The organism is Gottfriedia sp. NPDC057991 (assembly GCF_042886615.1).
Lineage (GTDB): Bacteria > Bacillota > Bacilli > Bacillales > Bacillaceae_G > Gottfriedia.
In genome coordinates this window covers 49,759-67,927 of the sequence record NZ_JBHVQN010000009.1, presented here as the reverse complement: position 1 = coordinate 67,927, position 18,169 = coordinate 49,759, and the positions used below count along the sequence as shown (strand labels likewise).

At 31.4% G+C, this 18,169-nt stretch carries 21 protein-coding genes; 7 read left to right on the top strand and 14 right to left on the bottom strand.

What is annotated here, in order from left to right; translation table 11 throughout:
• The first annotated feature begins 12 nt into the window (after positions 1-12).
• Positions 13-570 (top strand): hypothetical protein, encoded by a 558-nt coding sequence (locus ACFVR2_RS23510; protein ID WP_387367589.1) that lies wholly within the window; start codon positions 13-15, stop codon positions 568-570.
• A 172-nt stretch (positions 571-742) separates the two neighbouring features.
• Here ACFVR2_RS23510 and ACFVR2_RS23505 read toward each other — a convergent pair whose 3' ends face one another.
• From ACFVR2_RS23505 to ACFVR2_RS23490, 4 genes are all read right to left on the bottom strand, one after another.
• Positions 743-1,375, bottom strand: coding sequence for a LysE family translocator (locus ACFVR2_RS23505; RefSeq protein ID WP_387367586.1), 633 nt, complete (start codon positions 1,373-1,375; stop codon positions 743-745).
• A 184-nt stretch (positions 1,376-1,559) separates the two neighbouring features.
• The gene (locus ACFVR2_RS23500; RefSeq protein WP_387367583.1) at positions 1,560-2,030 is read right to left on the bottom strand and encodes a UPF0158 family protein; all 471 of its coding nucleotides are present in this window, start codon (positions 2,028-2,030) and stop codon (positions 1,560-1,562) included.
• Positions 2,031-2,212: 182 nt separating this feature from the next.
• Positions 2,213-2,623 carry an RDD family protein gene (locus tag ACFVR2_RS23495; RefSeq protein ID WP_387367580.1) on the bottom strand — a complete coding sequence of 137 codons (411 nt, stop codon included), beginning with the start codon at positions 2,621-2,623 and terminating at the stop codon, positions 2,213-2,215.
• Between the two features lie 240 nt (positions 2,624-2,863).
• A complete protein-coding gene (locus ACFVR2_RS23490; RefSeq protein ID WP_387367664.1) occupies positions 2,864-3,028 on the bottom strand; it encodes a GerAB/ArcD/ProY family transporter in 165 nt (54 codons plus the stop codon).
• 248 nt (positions 3,029-3,276) lie between these two features.
• On the opposite strand from ACFVR2_RS23490, the gene ACFVR2_RS23485 reads away from it, so the two are divergent.
• Positions 3,277-4,473 carry an FAD-dependent monooxygenase gene (locus ACFVR2_RS23485; RefSeq protein ID WP_387367577.1) on the top strand — a complete coding sequence of 399 codons (1,197 nt, stop codon included), beginning with the start codon at positions 3,277-3,279 and terminating at the stop codon, positions 4,471-4,473.
• 269 nt (positions 4,474-4,742) lie between these two features.
• On the opposite strand, the gene ACFVR2_RS23480 is transcribed toward ACFVR2_RS23485, so the two are convergent.
• From ACFVR2_RS23480 to ACFVR2_RS23470, 3 genes are all read right to left on the bottom strand, one after another.
• The gene (locus ACFVR2_RS23480; protein WP_387367574.1) at positions 4,743-5,363 is read right to left on the bottom strand and encodes a hypothetical protein; all 621 of its coding nucleotides are present in this window, start codon (positions 5,361-5,363) and stop codon (positions 4,743-4,745) included.
• 103 nt (positions 5,364-5,466) lie between these two features.
• Positions 5,467-5,679: a hypothetical protein gene (locus tag ACFVR2_RS23475; protein ID WP_387367571.1), complete on the bottom strand. Its 213-nt coding sequence runs from the start codon at positions 5,677-5,679 to the stop codon at positions 5,467-5,469.
• A gap of 243 nt (positions 5,680-5,922) precedes the next feature.
• Positions 5,923-6,321, bottom strand: a complete 399-nt coding sequence (locus tag ACFVR2_RS23470; RefSeq protein ID WP_387367568.1) for a hypothetical protein — start codon at positions 6,319-6,321, stop codon at positions 5,923-5,925.
• Positions 6,322-6,589: 268 nt separating this feature from the next.
• Here ACFVR2_RS23470 and ACFVR2_RS23465 point away from each other — a divergent pair, with 268 nt between their 5' ends.
• Both ACFVR2_RS23465 and ACFVR2_RS23460 read left to right on the top strand, forming a co-directional pair.
• Positions 6,590-7,630: a glycoside hydrolase family 5 protein gene (locus ACFVR2_RS23465; protein ID WP_387367565.1), complete on the top strand. Its 1,041-nt coding sequence runs from the start codon at positions 6,590-6,592 to the stop codon at positions 7,628-7,630.
• Positions 7,631-7,976: 346 nt separating this feature from the next.
• Positions 7,977-8,102 carry a GapA-binding peptide SR1P gene (locus tag ACFVR2_RS23460; protein WP_331219914.1) on the top strand — a complete coding sequence of 42 codons (126 nt, stop codon included), beginning with the start codon at positions 7,977-7,979 and terminating at the stop codon, positions 8,100-8,102.
• 177 nt (positions 8,103-8,279) lie between these two features.
• Here ACFVR2_RS23460 and ACFVR2_RS23455 read toward each other — a convergent pair whose 3' ends face one another.
• Together ACFVR2_RS23455 and ACFVR2_RS23450 are read right to left on the bottom strand one after the other, a co-directional pair.
• Positions 8,280-8,732: an NUDIX hydrolase gene (locus ACFVR2_RS23455; RefSeq protein WP_387367561.1), complete on the bottom strand. Its 453-nt coding sequence runs from the start codon at positions 8,730-8,732 to the stop codon at positions 8,280-8,282.
• A 265-nt stretch (positions 8,733-8,997) separates the two neighbouring features.
• A complete protein-coding gene (locus ACFVR2_RS23450) occupies positions 8,998-10,338 on the bottom strand; it encodes a PQQ-dependent sugar dehydrogenase (RefSeq protein WP_387367661.1) in 1,341 nt (446 codons plus the stop codon).
• 269 nt (positions 10,339-10,607) lie between these two features.
• Between ACFVR2_RS23450 and ACFVR2_RS23445 the strand changes: the two genes are divergently transcribed.
• Positions 10,608-10,934, top strand: a complete 327-nt coding sequence (locus ACFVR2_RS23445) for a YnfA family protein (RefSeq protein ID WP_097978681.1) — start codon at positions 10,608-10,610, stop codon at positions 10,932-10,934.
• A 107-nt stretch (positions 10,935-11,041) separates the two neighbouring features.
• Complete coding sequence (locus ACFVR2_RS23440) at positions 11,042-11,377, top strand: hotdog domain-containing protein (protein WP_387367658.1); 336 nt, start codon at positions 11,042-11,044, stop codon at positions 11,375-11,377.
• A 962-nt stretch (positions 11,378-12,339) separates the two neighbouring features.
• Here ACFVR2_RS23440 and ACFVR2_RS23435 read toward each other — a convergent pair.
• From ACFVR2_RS23435 to exaC, 5 genes are all read right to left on the bottom strand, one after another.
• A complete protein-coding gene (locus ACFVR2_RS23435) occupies positions 12,340-13,734 on the bottom strand; it encodes a hypothetical protein (protein ID WP_387367558.1) in 1,395 nt (464 codons plus the stop codon).
• 498 nt (positions 13,735-14,232) lie between these two features.
• Positions 14,233-14,475, bottom strand: coding sequence for a processed acidic surface protein (locus ACFVR2_RS23430; RefSeq protein ID WP_387367555.1), 243 nt, complete (start codon positions 14,473-14,475; stop codon positions 14,233-14,235).
• 40 nt (positions 14,476-14,515) lie between these two features.
• Positions 14,516-14,689 carry a hypothetical protein gene (locus ACFVR2_RS23425; protein WP_387367552.1) on the bottom strand — a complete coding sequence of 58 codons (174 nt, stop codon included), beginning with the start codon at positions 14,687-14,689 and terminating at the stop codon, positions 14,516-14,518.
• Positions 14,690-15,140: 451 nt separating this feature from the next.
• On the bottom strand, positions 15,141-15,413 hold the full coding sequence (locus ACFVR2_RS23420) for a hypothetical protein (protein WP_387367549.1): 273 nt from the start codon (positions 15,411-15,413) through the stop codon (positions 15,141-15,143).
• 147 nt (positions 15,414-15,560) lie between these two features.
• Positions 15,561-17,078 (bottom strand): acetaldehyde dehydrogenase ExaC, encoded by a 1,518-nt coding sequence (gene exaC, locus ACFVR2_RS23415; RefSeq protein ID WP_387367546.1) that lies wholly within the window; start codon positions 17,076-17,078, stop codon positions 15,561-15,563.
• 166 nt (positions 17,079-17,244) lie between these two features.
• On the opposite strand from exaC, the gene ACFVR2_RS23410 reads away from it, so the two are divergent.
• On the top strand, positions 17,245-18,063 hold the full coding sequence (locus ACFVR2_RS23410) for a YitT family protein (RefSeq protein WP_097978678.1): 819 nt from the start codon (positions 17,245-17,247) through the stop codon (positions 18,061-18,063).
• Positions 18,064-18,169 lie beyond the last annotated feature (106 nt).

Genomic DNA, 18,169 nt, shown 5'->3' with positions numbered 1-18,169 from the left:
TGAGGTGAAATAGTGTATCTTTTCAAACCGATTACTGAAGAGGTCCGATTGTTTCAACTAAAATTCACTAAACAAAATAAAACCAAGAAATTTATTTTAGCCTCTATTTTTGCTTGTATTGCTGCACTTTTTCAAGCTGCTGGTGGCCTATTACCAGGTATAGGATTATTTTTAAGTCCACTCGCCACTTTACCTATTCTATTATGTTCCATGTTTTCCATTACAGATGGAATAAAGTCCTATTTTCTAACAATCATGTTGTTATTCATCATTCAGCCAACTGAACTTATTGTCTTTCCTTTTACAACAGGATTATTGGGACTTGGCTTAGGCTTGGCTTTTCACTTTTTTAAAAAGAGATTATCGATCATTGCAACTGGAGCGACTCTTTTAATGTTAGGTATTATGAGTCTATTATTTTTTTTCCACTTTCCAGTCTTAGGTCCGGGATTTTCTGATTCTTTTTCAATCTATACAGTTCTAATAATTTTTTTATTTTCATTTCTTTATTGCTGGTTATGGGTTGAAATTACTTTAATTATTTTTAAAAGATTGGCTCCGATGAATTAACAACAATCTAATTAAACAATCATGGCGAGTTGTTAAACTAAACTGGCATTTCGTTCAAACTAATTACATAAGAAAACGTTAAAAATCCCTTCAGCGAAGTCTGAAGGGATTTATTTTATTTTGATTCGGCTTAAACTTAATTGATTTAGGGGGGCTTTGAGCTTTGATAAGTTTAATTAGGAGCTTTTGTTTGAAGTAGCTTAATCCCCATGCCAATAAAGATCATTCCTGTTATTTTGTTTAAAACCACTCCAATTTTCTGGTTTCCTCTTAGTTTTTTTGTAAAATACGAAGAAAAATACGCAACAAATAAACACCATAACAAACCCGTAAATGTAAATGTCAGTCCTAAGATTAGAAAAGGAATTGGCCCTGAAGCGTTTGTATCTATGAACTGAGGAAGAAACGAAAGAAAAAATAAAGATACTTTTGGATTTGTAATACTTGTCAAAATTCCTTGCACATATACTTTGCGAATATTTAATTTATCGACTTCAGTTGCTTGAAACGCTGTATTTGATTTATCCAATAGCATGCGAATCCCCAAATAGACTAAATACATAACACCTAAAATCTTAATTGCATTAAATAAGAAAACAGATTTTATGAGTATGATCGATAACCCAAACGCAACGAACAATGTATGAATCAAGGATCCTGTAATAATCCCTAAAACGGAACACACACCAGCTTTTCTACCTTGAGAAATACTTCGTCCAACTATATACATTGTGTCTGCACCAGGAATTAGATTTAACAAAATTCCTGTTAATAAAAATACTTCAAAATGATTGATACTGTACAAATTTATACACCCTTTCTAATTTAAGGTGCCCTTATCGATACTACAGCATCAAGTGAGAATTTAAAATACTTTTCTTAGTTAGACTAAAATTTTCTAAGTTTTTTATTTACAGTTTCTTACCTCTTACAAGGCAGCCAGAAAATCAAACTGTCACACAATCTCTCAACCCTTATTTTTTATCTTTCTAATCTATGTACTCGATATCATTATTTTGACACCATGCGATTGCTAAGTCTTTATAGCGTCTGTCACGATAACTATACCAATCCATTTCAATATTAAATTCTATAACTGCATCTTTAAATCTTCTAAATGCGCCTTTTCCTTCGATTGTTATAAATAATATTTTTTGTACTTTCACATCTTTAACAGTTAAACAAAAGTCTTTAACCATTTTATATTCATCAATTTCATATTTTGAAGGTAATTCCTTATAGTCCTCATAATTTTCCACAATTTCATTTGCGATTTCTAAATTTTCTATCTGCCAATCTTGTAAATCATCATCCATAGTTTTTTCATCTTCGGCATCAATAAGATCATCTTCAGAAACCGAAAAAACTTCACCAGTTCTTATATTAATAAATGAACGATAACCATCAATTTGCATTCCCATTTCTTCAATAATATCATTTAACTTTGCTTTATTTGTCATGAAAAATCCCCTCTCTTTTTTAGCTTAGGCAAATCTGTTGTTTTACACAAATAATTATACTTGATAATTCTATAAAGGAATGACCTTTCCTTCCTTAAAAAAACTCTAATAAAAAAATTGAAGCTTTAAAAAGCTCCAATCAGATTATCATAGGTTGATCAGATTATTCAATTATACATACTTTAGATATGTTGTTTTTTATACACTACATAAGTATTGGCTAACTTATCATGTAATGCTGTTTTCTTATTTGAAAAAGCAATCATTATATAACCAATGAATAAAATGAAACTGGAAACAACTTGAGCTAACCAACGACTAATTGCCTCAAAAACGGATAACTTACTACCATCTTTATTGATTACTTTAATACCAACAGTGAACTTTCCGATTGTCCCTTGCAATTTTGTAGCTGGCAAAAGCATTAAGTAAATAATACCGATGAGATCAATGAGTAAATTGTATGTAATATTTGTGTTAGTAAAAAAATTAAGAAGTAACGGACTTAGAATGAAACCTAATAAAATAATGATACAATAATCAATTATATATGCGCATAATCTTATCCAAAATCCTGCAAATCTAAATTCCAACTTTGACTCCCCCTAAAAATTAACTAGTTTACTATGAAATCTTTTTTTAAATAATAAAATAATTATACCTATATAGTCATATTCTGTAACTTGGGGTAATTCGCCTTTTTTTCAATGAAATTTAAACAATCCTTACAAGCCTTCAAATGTTATTATAGTTTGTTGTAACAAAAAAATGGAAACAGCACCTTTTCGTTATGTAGTGCAGTTTCCATTTTTTTCTTTAATTTTCTTTTGAACCTAGCTAATTAAGAGCATATGTACAAATAATACCATACAGCCAATAAATAGACTAATGAGTAAGCTAATCCAAGCGCCCTGTTTAACTTTAGGTGTAATACCAATTAATGAAGTAGACCCAATTTCAAATAGAAAAATCATACAAAAATATTGATAACCACTAATACTTGTTTTTCAGTTCATTACATTCCTTGGATTTAATGAAGAATTAAACTCGTTAAAACATACTTTTATTCTCACCCAAATCCTTCATTTAATTTACCGATTTTTGGAAATAACAATTTAATTCAACCTATTCTTCTTAGCTCCATGAATCATTTTGATATTTTACGGCAGTACATAAGTAAAAATCCTTTGAATATATTGTTGTTATGTCGTTTAAATTTATTTAGTTTAGGAGTGATTAAGAAATTATGAAACAAAAGATGCGTGTCCTTATTTCCGGTGCAAGCATTGCAGGGCCAGCACTTGCTTACTGGCTTCATCGCTTTGGTTTCGAGGTGACTGTAGTCGAAAGAGCTCCAACGTTACGCCAAGGGGGATTTGCTGTCGATATCCGTGGCGCAGCAATTTCTGTTCTAGATCGAATGGATATTCTTGATCAAGTTCGTGCACTAGATACTCATTTGACTGGTGTTTACTTCGTGAATGATAAAGGTAAAATTAAAGGTAAAATTAGTGAAGCAAGTATGGGTAATCAGCACGGGATGGATATCGAAATTATGCGTGAGAATCTTAGTAACATTTTGTTCGATTTGACCAAGGATAAAGTTACATATATTTGGGGCGATTCAATTACCTCTATACATGAATCTATATCAGGGGTAGAAGTTCAATATACTTATGGGAAACCAGATACATTCGATCTAATAATAGGGGCTGATGGAATCCATTCCAACGTGCGTACGTTGAAATTTGGTGACGAAGATCAATTTAAACGCACTCTCGGTTGTTATATCTCAATTTTCGAATTCGAGAATTATCTTAATCTCGACCACTCTCAAATTCTTTATACGGTTCCAGGGAAAACTGTTGGAATGTATAGCGCAAATGACAACAAGGAAGCAAAGGGCATGTTAGTGTTCCAATCTGAGCCACTGAGTTATGACCGTTATAATATGGAAGAACAAAAGAATCTAATTAAAAATGCTTTCGAAGAACTGAAGGGTTGGGAAACACCGAACTTGCTTCAAAAATTGATTAATTCTACAGACTTTTATTTTGATGAAATTTGTCAGATTCACATGCCGACATGGTCAAATGGTCGGATTACTTTAGTAGGTGATGCTGCTTATTGTCCATCCCCTCTTTCAGGTCAAGGTACTAGCTTGGCTCTTGTTGGCGCATATGTACTTGCAGGAGAACTAAAAACTAATAATGGTGATTACAAAAAAGCCTTTATTTCCTATGAAAAAGAGATGAGAAATTTTGTTGAAAAAAATCAAAAAATAGGGCTTTTATCTGCTGGAGGTATGATTGAAAAATCAAACTTCAAAATTTTATTACGCAATGCAATGTTACGTATTCCCATCTTAATGAATGGAATGTTTAAAATGATTACGAGAATGATTGCAAAAGCTGCCAACGAAATAGAACTGAAAGATTATTAAACTATTTTATTAATATAAATCATGAGTTAGTAAGTTCAATAAAAGAAACAACGCTCAGAGTCTATCCTGAGCGTTGCTACGTTTAATTAATATCAAAACTGCCCTTATTTAATGAATCAAATTCTGCTTCTTATACATAATTTCCTATTTCTGTTGGGAATTGAAATTCTCTTGATTCATCTAAAACAAGTTCAGTTCTTTTAGAAATTTTGAATGCGTTTGTTGAATTAGTAAAATATGTATTCAGTTGAAAACTTAAAAACATGATCCTAATTTAAGAACCATTCTTCATTTTTCTTTTTTAAAATCCATTTCCCATCAACATTTATATATTTATAGCGCCTTGGAATTTTTTGTAAATCTGATGGATTTTTCGTGACAACTTCAATGTCATAGTATCTTTTTCGAATAAGTGTAAAGTCCCCATTATCGGCGTCGTTATATCTGCTAATCATCTTTACTTTTTTTACTTTTCCTTTAACACCTGTTTCTTTTTCAAATAATTCAATAGACTTTTTTGACAACTGACTTGTTGTTTCTTTTGTAAAGTAGCTTCGAGTTTCATATGACTTATATGTATTTTGAATGACTATAAACACTAAGATTAGTGCGATTATTGTTGTAATTAAGGCAGTTACTGATATTACATAAGTCACTTTAAAATATTTCTGAAGTAAATAAAAATATCCAAAATAAGGTAAAAATACAATTCCTATAGGTAGTCCTAAGTAGAAGATTGATAAATATAAAGTTTGATAGAACAAATCAACAACCTTTAAAGGATCAGTAAGAAATATCAAGAGAACGCTTAATAAAAAAGGGATGCTATAAAGAACAAAAAACCTCTTTGTTACATAATTTGGAATCGAAAATCTAGATGATAATTGCATTAATATTCCTCCGAAAAAAGCTTATGTAATCTAAAAAACTGCTTAATTTTTTGTTTTGGCTCCCCATCTATATCAATTAAAAATATCATGGGCAGTTTTAATACTAGTTAGAATTTGCAATATAATAGTAGATAGCTAATATGTAATTAATAATATGGCATATAGCCCATACTTTTCCCACCAAAACAAAACAACCCTTTTCATTTCTAAGGAAAATAAGTACACCAAGTGCTAATATTACGGTGATGATATATAAAGGGCTATAAGTTAGTTGAGCTAATATTGAAGTTATCGGTTTTCCTGCTAAATCTGTCATGTTGCCTCCAATTTTATGAATTACACAACTAATCCACGTGTTAGCCAGCCATGAACCCTCAGATTCATCACAGTGAATGGAAGAATATATCGTACTTCTATTACTAGTTGTATAACTCAAAAAAGAGATTTTGTATAAACAATGAATTGATCAAGAAAAGACTTAGATTATTATGCATATCTTTCAATTCTTCATATATTTGTTGATCTGCTAAATAGTATTCAAATGAAAAAAATGAACAATTTAATATAAAGAAATATCTTCTTTAATTTTAAATTTAAGTATTCCATCTTCATCTACAGATTTTATTGTAATTAAAAGATTGCCAGAATAGCCACCTTCAAAATACCCAATAACTGTTTCTGTATGTACTTTACCTTTATTGTCTTTATACTTAAGATTCATTGAACTCTCTCCAACATTCTTAGATGGATTTACTTTTAGTTTATAGTCCTTATTTGAAGCAATTTTAGGGATCTTTATATCAGATTTGAGATTATGATAGGTCAAATATATCCCTGTTATATTTCTATTTGTTTGATTTTTTATTTTTATATCAAATCCACTACGAAAAAGAAAATAACCTTTTATCCCTACGATCCCCGTTATTAAAATCGCTATTACAATTAAGATTTTTTTCATCCTTACCCCCTAATGATTAAAATTAGAAATTTTTAACATTTCCATTTCATTAAATTATAACATTCTTTATTTAACTCTCCTGCCATTTAGTGCATTAAAAGAAGCCTTTAATCATATTTAGACTAACCGGAAGCAATCTTTCTTTCACTATGATGAACCTTTTTAAAAAAACTATGACTATATTAATTCTTTTTCAATAATTCATAGAATAATATTAAAGTTCTAAAAATAAATTTTACAAAAGATTAATTAGATGAGGGGGGAAATTTTGAAAATAGTAAAAAGAGCAACTTTAATTGTAGTATGTATTTTAGCATCTATTATTTTACTTTTTGCCTCTTCTTTCGCATTTTTAAATCTTGTTATAATCAATGTTAATAAACCAACTTCACCACTGTCAGCAGGAATAAGGGGTGTGAATTGGGCGGATGAGCGCGATAATTTTGTTGATGGAGTCATTTATGTAAGTGGATTGACCAAAAATGATACATACGATTCTGCCAAAGTAGTAGGCCGACAAATAATTGGGCAGATGTTCGATAAAACTGGTGCTAACACAGTCAGACTTCCCATTAATGAAGCTACTGTCGCAAATTATTGGGGTACTTATACTGGGGCCATTGATGCTGCGTTAGAGAGAGGTAAAGTGATTTTTTGCTATTGGCCACCAAAAAATGGAAAACCTGAAGATCTCAAAAAATATTTTAGCATGTGGAGCACTGTTATCAAAAAATACGGTAACAACCCAAACTGTTATTTTGAACCTATTAATGAACCCTACGGCTATAAAACAAAAGATTTACGTAATCTCTATAACGATTGGCTAAAAAGTTTCAATGTTCCGACGAAAAATGTAATTCTTGATGGAATTGGTTTGGCAGCACTTTATATTAATCCTCTAGGTGATGACAAACGACTTAACGGTACAATGCTTGCCGTACACTGCTATGCGTTTTATGCAGGATATGTACATATTAATTCCCTCACAGAAACTGGATGGTCCAATATTTTAACAATCGAAATTGGAAAATACTCCAATCGTGCCATCATTACCGAATGGGGAGCACCAATGAAAAGCGGCTTGGATTATTCGGTAAAAAAGAGCAAGAATGATATTAACTACGTTCGTGCAATGAGCAAAAAAATTAATACGATCGGTGCGGGAAGCGTTTATTGGCCAGGCTTGCGGGACGGAGATTCGTATAGTTTGATGGAGAAAAAATTCACCAACAAACAAATCACCCTTAAGGTAACAAATCCATCCGGCCTTGAAAAATTGCAAGAATCCTGGGGTATGCCCGTTAACTAATTTGAAGAAGACCTCTCAACGCTTGAAGAGAGGTCTTTTTGATTTATCTCATGTTCGATTAAAATGATCTTTAATTAAGATATTCTACAATAGCTTTATTTAATGAAATAATAAAAAATTGTTATTAGTTTATCATAGATGAAATTGATACTAGAAACATATTCACAAGGCTTCTATTTTTCGTTTTTTTAAAACCAAGAAAAAATTTTTTTAAGACAATTTCCGCTTGAAAACCTTGCTATTTCAACGTTTTTTTAGCTGGGACATTTTGCGTCCACAGGGTGGGTAAAGTCCCTGGAGAAATAGTGGATCGAACGTGGTATAGTGGGTTTAGGAGGTGTTTCTAATGCAAATTTTAATCTGTAAAGAATGCGAAGAAACTATTGAGTACGCGGAGTATAAAAAAGTTGTGAAAATCTATTCAACTTGCGAAAACTGCAAAAACGAAGCAGCAACTTCAACTACAAAATAACATTTAGCAAAAACAACACGCCAATTTTATTATCAAGACCATACCTAAAAAATACTTAATTTTTAAAGGTTTAACAAATATCAATTAATATATTACTGAAAATGAAAAAAAGGATCTTATAAGAAGATCCTTTTTTATCTTTATTCGGTGAAACTTTCACATTCTATATTCTGAAGGTCAATAGTTAGCATCCTTAAACGAATTTAAAATAGGAAGTTCGGGTGGATTAATTTCTGATGGAAGGTCATCAAAACTAAAAAAGCATAGCTCTAGCACTTCGCTTTCTTCTTTCTCTAATTGACCAGTATATTCAGTACATATATAAGTCGAAATTACATTATATACCTCATCTCCATGAGGATATTTATAATAAAATTCTTTTCCAGAAAAAATGTTAAAAAACTCAAGGTTTAATGCTGTTAAACCAGTTTCTTCCTTCAATTCTCTTTTAGCCACTTCTTCTAAATTTTCTCCCCACTCTAATGATCCACCAGGTAATCCCCAAGTCTTATTATCTTTTCTTAATTGTAATAATACTCTCTTTTGTGAATCTAGTAGTATAACATTTGAGCCAGCCATTAAGATAGGTCGGCTACCTACAACTTTTCTTAAATCCATAATATATCCCATTGGTTTTCTCCCCAATATACGATGATCATGTTTAATTCAACTGTATCAAATAATTCCATTTTATTCCACTTATCTGACATTTACTTAAAAAAAACTAGCTGTAAGTCTAAGAATACTTAACTTTGGCAAACAATCTTATTATGTTTAAGTAAGGACTCTATTCATTTCAAATAAAACATCAATTATCTCCTAAAAAAACAACCACTGGAGTGTATAATTTCCTCCGTGATTGTTAATAAAAACATAAAAGCAAATCGATTAAAAGTCACGGTACAATTTCAAAAATCGTACCCATGTTTAAATCAGTCACTTTCATCGATCCATAAACCGCTAAATAGATTTTTGTTTGATTTAAATTCGTTCCCAAACCTACATAATAGGCCGATTGAGATCCAAAGTCATAATCTGTTTGTATGACACTGAAATCACTTTGTTTACCATCTGGCCTTAATTTCGTATAAGCTAAAACTCCTTTAACCTGTGCTTGTGATCCCTTTCGTACCAAATCGCTAAACACAACGCTACCAGTTAAACTAGGTATTTCATTTCCCATATATGGCTGGACTCCTGTATGTGCAGTTCCTTCAAATTTATCTGGTCTTGGATCTTTATGAAAATAACTAGTTAAAGGTTGCAGACGGTTCGCTGAAAGTATGACTGATTGATCGTAATAGGCTATTGTTTTCTCATCCAAATCCGAATTTTCGGTGCATACTTTTATTGTCGAAGTAGGAAAAGCACCTTCCCACCCCCTCCAGCCGAAGTTAATAAATCCTTCCATCTCAGATTCAGAATTCATATGGACTAACTGAGAGACTGGTATTGGTTTGTAATGAACAAATGAAAATAATGACTCGACCAAATCCTGACCGACATTTCCAACATATTTAATATATTGATTATAAAATCTTTGATATGAAATACCTGTTATATTCCGAACCCCTTTAGCTATTACCGTGAGAGATTCTTGAATACTTGTTGGAAGTTCATTAAATCGAGTGACAATAGGGGGATTATTGCCACTTATGTTTTTTTCTACATCAATTTCAATTATTTTGCCTGCAATTTCCAAATTATCTTGGCTTAAGTTAAACGGATCATAACCTGATCCACCATCTCCTGTTGTTAAAACAAGTTTACTTGTTTCTGGTGAAAAATTTAAGGTGTTAAGCCCATTATGATTTAAGAAGGGTCTTCTGATGTTCAATAATGTCCGTCGTTTTTGACGCTGGCCATTTGTTTGTAGAACCCATTCCTCAACTGTATCGATATGATTATATTGAGTTTCCCTATGTAACCATTTCAAACTTAATGTTTTGGGATCACATGGATTAGGTTTAAAAGGGGTAGAAAGAGCACCTGGCCCCTGAGAACCAGCAATTGAATAATGAAGATAAAACAGCCCATTATGATAAAAATTAGGGTGAAATGCTAAACCAAGCAATCCGCGTTCATCATAGCCTCCAGCCTCACCTAATTTTAATACCCGAGGGCGAATATCTAAAAAAGTCCTGATTTCCCCATTTCCTATGTAAAAGATCTCCCCTACCTGTGTTGCAATAAATAATCTTTCAACTGAATCACCTGGAAGAATAGTTGTTTTCATAACGGTTGGTAAATTAATCTTACTAACAACGGGACGCAAATTAACTTTTAACAACTATTAATACAACTCCTTCATATTATTTTCTTCTATAAAATTATGATGGGAATAGCTCTATTAGTACCCAAATTCATTTCTAAGAGAACGATGAAAAACTTTTAATGATTCAAATAGAATGATAGTTTCTTTTAGTCTTTATTGTTAAAATAAGGGACATATACTTGTACATATTTTTCACTAATTTGTTTTTTTAATTGAAAGGAAGTAGTAACTTGATAACTGCAATATTTATTTTTTTATTAGCTGGTTTAGCTGAAATTGGCGGAGGATACCTTATTTGGTTATGGCTAAGAGAAGGACAATCTGCTTATTTAGGATTAATCGGAGGCATTATTTTGGCAGTTTATGGTGTCATTGCAACGTTCCAAATTTTCCCATCATTTGGTAGAGTTTATGCTGCCTATGGAGGCGTATTTATCGTTCTCTCAATCTTATGGGGCTGGGGTGTTGATAAAAAATCACCTGATTTATATGATTGGATCGGTGCAGCAATCTGTTTAATTGGTGTGTCTGTTATTTTATGGGCGCCTCGTAATTAATACCCTTTTGTAAGGTTATCAATCAACAAATCGGCTATTTAGCCGATTTTTTATTTAGTAATTTTGAAGGATAGTACAATAAGAAATTGAACTAATTAACTAAGAGAATTAATGCTTTTATTACGAAGGTTTCTGGTGATACAGGCGCACACCATATCACGCCTGATGAACATGGAAGACTTGTCATTCAAGGTTTATTGACTGCAACTTTACCAACTAAAATAGGTGGAGATCACAACGTACTAGCACGAACAGTAAATTTCGAATTTTTAAGACCAGTTTATTCAGGAGATACAATAACCTGTGAAGTAACGATCGAGAAATTTGAAAAAAAAGAGAATAGAATATCGATCATGTCATCCTTCTTATGTACAAATCAGAATAAAAAACAAGTATTAAGTAACCTTAGATCTATTTGCTATAAGTTCATCAGCAAATTGTAATAATTGTTCCAAATTTTCTTTATTTATTTTCTTTGCTGCAATCTCCCCTGTTAATTTTTTCTCCAAGGTTACTCCCCCTATTTCACACAATCATAGTAACTCTAGTATTTCATACTTTTTACTACATTAAAAGAAGCATAAAAAGAAATCTAACTTTAAGGAATACTAACGATAAGGAGTTGTATAAAACTTTATCACTCCTCAGTTGAACAATACGACGCAAAACTGATAAGTTATGACGTTTTTTTATTTCTAATTATTTAATAGCATGATGAGCTTCTCCAAATTAAACAAAAAGAAGACTACCTTTAGGCAGCCTTAAATATATTTGTTATCGAGGATCAAAGAAAACTTTTTCCTCTAATAACTACTCTTTATCATTTAGTATTACTTTTCCAATGTTAGTTGTGTCTATCAATTAGAATACATTTCTTAAAAATATCATTTTTTTTGTATTTTTTGGGTATAGAAATAACTAAATAACAAGTTAACCAAAAATACAAAGTAGAAAAAATTGTAATTTGCCAGATATTTAAATGAAGATTGTATTTTATAATTTCATAAAATACTATCATCAATAAAAATATCCATCCCACTAATAAACGTTTTTTAACATTAAAAATTTACCCATCCATTCTTCCCTTTATAGTCAATAGTGTCAAACAAGATGCAGATATATCACATAATAAATGAGGGCACACTGCCCTCATTTATTTTTTCTCAATATAATAATAACAATGAGTGTTACAATTATCGAAAGGCTAAATGGAACTATACCAAATAATTCAAAGTAATTTTTAGGATTTTTTATCAACATTGAAATTTTTTCGAATCCTGTAATTAACCAAAATATATAAAAAGATAATGTTATTACAATAAGAAAAGTACGTTTAATAGTTCTAGGTACTTTAACCCAAATTTCTAATAACTTTGCCATTATAAATTCCCTTCAAACTTATAATTTATATTCCAAAAAATAAAACAATCCATCTAGCAGTTGATGCTGCTACATCTGGTGCTACTCCACCTTGTATTAGTATTGTAGTAATTGCTTTTTCTTCCGCATTTGTTACTTTATCAATATAATCTGCAATTTTATAAAAGGACTTTGAAACTTTTTTTGCATTTTTTGTTCCAATTTTTTTAGCTAATTTACCTTCTAACCAAGTTGCTGAATACCGTAAAGCCTTGGTTGCAAGTTTTTTTGCCATAGCAGTAACCACATTACGAGATTCTGCTTCTATTGGTGCATTATTATTAATCATATTGACTTCAGATGAAGTTAATAAACCTACAGGAGTAACATTACTTAAATCTTGTGATAGATTTTCTAAACTTATTGCATCTATAGGAATAGTTGATGTTGCAATATCAGAAATTGGACTTTCAACATTTTTATAAATAGCAATAATACCAACTTTTAAATTACGTGACTCTCGATTATCACCATTTGCTCCATTTGTTGCATTATAAGCATTTGTGTAAACTGAAGTTGGATCCATATCAATCTCAGAGCCAGTCTCATCTAAATGAAGTAAATAATTTCCTTTTTCAATTTCTTCAGATATTGGCCAAATTCCCTTTTCTTTTGAAGTCCACGTTGTTACATTACCAACATCTATATATTGGTAATTATCACCATTATATATAGCAACTTTATATCCAATTACATCTAATACAGAATTCCATTTAACATCAATATATCCCGTATCATTACCATCATTATAACTATAAGCTTTTACCTCTGGTTGTTCTAATTTAATTGATGCAGTGGTTGCATAGGAAATTGGACGTGCACCATCTTCATGAACTGCTGTAACTCGTACATAGTATTCGTTACTATCTGAATAATTTAACCCAACATTTTTTTCATACGCTTTTTTAAATAATGAGGATGGATCTATTGAGAACTCTGTTCCTTTTCCATCTCTTCTAAAATCAACTTGACCAACTTCAATTTGTCCCTCTGTTGGAAACATTCCCTTATCTTTGGTAGTCCATGATGTTTGGTCTGCCGGAACATTCCAGTAGCTATGTATAGAGCCATTAAATAAAATGACTTGATATTTTGTTACACCATCAACAGGTTCCCACGAAACATTAAAATAACCTTTACCTGTTTCATTTCCATTTGAAAATGCTTCGACAGTTGGTATCGACATTTGAGGATACTTTTCGTTTACTGCTCTACCTTGAATAATAGGTGGTGCAGGTAATATTTGCTTCTGCTCTGCTACACTCGTATTCTCTTGACTTGTTTCCGCAAACGTTTTTGTTGAAAACGTAAGTCCACTAAATGAACTCGCCAATAAAGTCACAGAAAGGAGATAGGTAAATACTCTTTTAATCTTATGCAATAAAATGACCTCTTTTCATTTCAATATACTTAAAATATAACAAGAAATAAGTTGGTTAATTATTCCAATTATATATATATAGAGGTCAAATTTGATTCAAAAACATATTATTTTAATCGAATTTATACTTTATTTATTATTTAAATGATATTAAATAAACCTTTAGAGTAAAGTAATTGCTTTTTTCCTTTTAGTTTTATTTTTTTCTAGCTGTTCTAATGACCATTCTAATGACAATAGCTGTAACTGTAATTAATAATACTACTGTTCCCAAACTTGAAAAATAATCTCTACCATTAATTAGCTCCTTATATTAATAGACGTAAAACATCAGCTAAGAATAATCCAAGGGAGATACCAGGTATAAGAGCTAGAATCATAATAAGCAACTTGGTCTTAAATTGAACTGAACGATTAAATAGAGTAAATAGATAATAGGCAATAAACCAAATAGGTAATCTCAATCCTGTAATTGCAAACTCGTTACTAACAAATTCTTTAGCGTATTCTTCTATCATGGCTAACAAAATAAACACTAATGAATTTTAACTCTGAAATACTTTCAAATTCATCAATTGACCACCCCATATAATCCATTAAATATTTATCTAATTCTTGTTGTGTCATATTAACACTTGTTAAATAGGCATCAAGATCTTTCTGCGGGGGTGCAGCTTGTGCTGTAATTCCTGTAACTAAAAGTGATGTTGCAATAATTGTAGTTGCTACCATTTTTTTCATGTTTGTTTCTCCTCGTAGATTAATTTTAATTAATTATCATTTATATAAATTTCCGTTGATCCATTATGACTAACATAAGGGCATTCATAGTGCTTATATTTTCATCTGATCTATCTTTTAAAAGCATTTGTTTTCTTTCTACTGCTGTACCTTCCAACAACTTTTGTTTACGTTTAACGATCGTTTGTAAGGCTAGCATATTTTGAAATCTCATAAATAAAATCACTCCTTATTTTTCTGATATAATATTTAAAATACACTTTTATTTTAGACGCTTTCACAACATGCTGGTGTTTTATCTTTAAAAAGTTGCTTGGAAATTTTGGGTATGGATTTGGGCAAAAAAAAGAAGAACGTGGTAGTAACGTTCTTCTTTTTTAGGAAATATGGGAAACTCAACTATAAAGATTCCATTTTGACAATAGATTGGGACTATAAAAGGGAACTTAACTAGATATTAACTCAATTCCCATTTTTTGGGTGTTCCTATTTTGAAATCACTAATTCCTATATTGATTTTTTCAGAAAATGTTAAGTATATTATCTTAATCATTGAAGAATACTATTAATGGGTAAGATGCTTTAGCCAACTCGACAATGACCAAAGTCTTCAGTACGCGAACATCCTACAGTTGACACCTTTAGTATAATTCAAAATCACTCTATTAATTTTGATATAAAGACTGTAATGCCAAATGTTCTAAATCTTTTTTTACATATATATCATATTGAGTATTCTCATTAAATCTCCTACCACTAAAATTCATCGGTAATTTCGTCTTATACTCAATTCCATTCTTCTTCAATTTACCAATAATCATAAAATAGTTTTGATAACCATACGTAGTATAAATTAGCTTCCACTTCTGGTTTAAATATAATTGAATGAAACCATACAGTACAATCATGATAATTACATAGATTACTAGAAATAACATATTTAGTCCCTCCAATTTATACTTTTTATTAAACATATTAAATGGCTACTAGTTTTTATGTATGGTTTTTAGAAAATTATTATTTTAATGTATTCTTTCTATTTAAATCAAAACACTCCAGTAAATGAATACTGGAGTGTAAAAGTTTTAAAAGAATCCTAGTTTGCTCGGAGAATAACTAACTAGCAGATTCTTTGTATTTTGATAGTGGTCCAACATCATTTTATGCGTTTCACGACCTACTCCTGAATTTTTATACCCACCAAAAGCTGCATGTGCAGGATAAGCGTGATAACAATTTACCCAAACTCGACCTGCTTCGATATTGCGTCCGAATCGATAAGCAGTATCCATATCACGAGTCCATACCCCCGCTCCTAATCCATATAATGTATCATTAGCGATTTCCAGTGCCTCTTCTTTTGTTTTAAATGTAGTAACCGAAACAACAGGACCAAAAATTTCTTCCTGGAATACTCTCATTTTATTGTTCCCTTTAAAAATTGTAGGGTTTACATAAAAACCATCTTTCAATTCTCCATCAAGAACATTACGACTGCCACCAACTAAAACTTCTGCACCTTCATTCTTTCCAATTTCAAAATAAGATAAAATCTTATTCAATTGCTCGTGGGAAGCTTGAGAACCGATCATTGTTTGAGGATCCAATGGATTTCCTTGTTTAATCGCTTTAACACGATTTACTGCTCGATCCATAAATTCCTCATAGATTGATTCATGAATAAGCGCTCTTGAAGGACATGTACATACTTCTCCTTGATTTAAAGCAAACATCGTAAAGCCTTCAAGTGCTTTATCGAAAAACTCTTCATTGTCTACTACATCTTCAAAGAATATATTAGGAGATTTACCACCTAATTCTAATGTAACAGGAATTAAATTCTTTGAAGCATATTCCATAATTAGTCGCCCAGTTGAAGTTTCACCAGTAAATGCAATTTTCGCAATTCGATCGCTTGAAGCTAATGGTTTACCTGCTTCAAGTCCAAATCCGTTTACAACGTTAACAACTCCAGGTGGCAATAAATCTTGAATTAGTTCCATTAAAACTAACACAGAAGTTGGCGTTTGCTCAGCCGGTTTTAGAACAACACAATTTCCTGCAGCAAGGGCTGGAGCTAGCTTCCATACAGCCATTAAAATCGGGAAGTTCCATGGAATAATCTGACCGACAACCCCTAATGGCTCTTTATAATGATAGGCAACTGTATCACCATCAAGTTCACCGAGTGATCCTTCTTGCGATCTGATACATCCGGCAAAGTAACGGAAATGGTCAATTGCTAATGGAATATCCGCAGCTAATGTTTCACGAACAGGTTTACCATTTTCCCAAGTTTCAGCGACAGCAAGATATTCTTTATTTTCTTCCATACGATCAGCAATCTTATGTAAAATATTTGCCCTCTCAGTTACTGACATTCTTCCCCATTTACCTTTTGCACTGTGTGCTGCATCAAGTGCTTTTTCGATATCTTCTGAAGTCGATCTTGCAACCTCACAAAAGACTTGTCCAGTTACAGGCGATACATTTCCAAAATACTGTTCTCTTACTGGTCTTACCCATTCCCCACCAATAAAATTGTCATAACGATTTTTAAACGTAATTAATGAACCAGATTTTCCAGGTGTTGCAAATACCATAATGATTCCCCCTTAATAGCTTGTCTCTTTATAAACCTATGAAAGTGTGTATATAACTATGACTAATAATAGATATTTTGTTTAATAGAAATTTTTTGATTCGAAACTCATTATTAGGTAGAATGATAGAAGTGAAAAAAAATCTGTTAGAAAATGAGGGGTAACTGTGCGTAAAAACTTCGTAGATATTTTATATCTCCTTGTTGGATCAGCCATATTTGCAGTCGGTGTTAACTTCTTTGCAATACCGAATAAATTAGCTGAGGGTGGCTTTACCGGCATTACGATGATTACTTATTATCTATTTAACTGGTCACCTGATGTCGTATATTTTGTTTTAAATGCTTCCTTGTTAATAATTGGATATAAATATTTAAAGAAACAACTAATAATATATACAGTTATTTCCATAGTAGCGATTTCATTTTTCTTACGTATTACAGACGGTTATGGCGTACCAACAAGCGAAACTTTATTAGGTACTATTTTTGCTGGTGTTTTAATTGGACTAGGGTTAGGAATTGTCTTTCGTGCGGGCGGTACAACAGGTGGTTCCACAGTTCTTGCTCAAATGGTTCATCAATCCTTCGGGTGGAGTATTAGTAAATCTTTACTATTATTTGATCTAATTGTCGTTTTAGGTGGTTATTTTGTTATCGGCTTTGAGAAAACATTATATACTGTCATTTCGATTTATATCGGTATTAAAGTGTTGGATTTTATTATGGAAGGATTAAATCCTAAAAAAGCGATTACGATTATTTCCGATCAGGCGAATGAAATTGCACAAATCGTATCAAATGAAATGAATCGAGGAGTAACAATTTATCCTGCAAAAGGCCACTTCTCTGGCCTAAGAAAAGAGTCCTTATACATTATTCTTAATAATAAAGAACTATTTGAACTTAAAAAAATAATTCACACAATTGATCCGAAAGCATTTGTCGTTATACATGATGTAAATGATGTACTAAAGGCAGGATAAATAGTTAAGTAAAACTCGGATCTATAATAAAAAACAAATCACCATAAGTAATCCAACTTAAGTGATTTGTTTTTTATTTTCTCTTGTATTAAATTCTTATGCTCTT

Excerpts from the sequence above, each read along its gene's own strand:
- ACFVR2_RS23500 (WP_387367583.1), bottom strand. The coding sequence starts at position 2,030 with ATGACAAATAAAGCAAAGTTAAATGATATTATTGAAGAAATGGGAATG.
- ACFVR2_RS23485 (WP_387367577.1), top strand. The coding sequence starts at position 3,277 with ATGAAACAAAAGATGCGTGTCCTTATTTCCGGTGCAAGCATTGCAGGG.
- ACFVR2_RS23480 (WP_387367574.1), bottom strand. The coding sequence starts at position 5,363 with ATGCAATTATCATCTAGATTTTCGATTCCAAATTATGTAACAAAGAGG.
- ACFVR2_RS23475 (WP_387367571.1), bottom strand. The coding sequence starts at position 5,679 with ATGACAGATTTAGCAGGAAAACCGATAACTTCAATATTAGCTCAACTA.
- ACFVR2_RS23470 (WP_387367568.1), bottom strand. The coding sequence starts at position 6,321 with ATGAAAAAAATCTTAATTGTAATAGCGATTTTAATAACGGGGATCGTA.
- ACFVR2_RS23460 (WP_331219914.1), top strand. The coding sequence starts at position 7,977 with ATGCAAATTTTAATCTGTAAAGAATGCGAAGAAACTATTGAGTACGCG.
- ACFVR2_RS23455 (WP_387367561.1), bottom strand. The coding sequence starts at position 8,732 with ATGGGATATATTATGGATTTAAGAAAAGTTGTAGGTAGCCGACCTATC.
- ACFVR2_RS23450 (WP_387367661.1), bottom strand. The coding sequence starts at position 10,338 with ATGAAAACAACTATTCTTCCAGGTGATTCAGTTGAAAGATTATTTATT.
- ACFVR2_RS23430 (WP_387367555.1), bottom strand. The coding sequence starts at position 14,475 with ATGAAAAAAATGGTAGCAACTACAATTATTGCAACATCACTTTTAGTT.
- ACFVR2_RS23425 (WP_387367552.1), bottom strand. The coding sequence starts at position 14,689 with ATGAGATTTCAAAATATGCTAGCCTTACAAACGATCGTTAAACGTAAA.
- ACFVR2_RS23420 (WP_387367549.1), bottom strand. The coding sequence starts at position 15,413 with ATGTTATTTCTAGTAATCTATGTAATTATCATGATTGTACTGTATGGT.
- exaC (WP_387367546.1), bottom strand. The coding sequence starts at position 17,078 with ATGGTATTTGCAACACCTGGAAAATCTGGTTCATTAATTACGTTTAAA.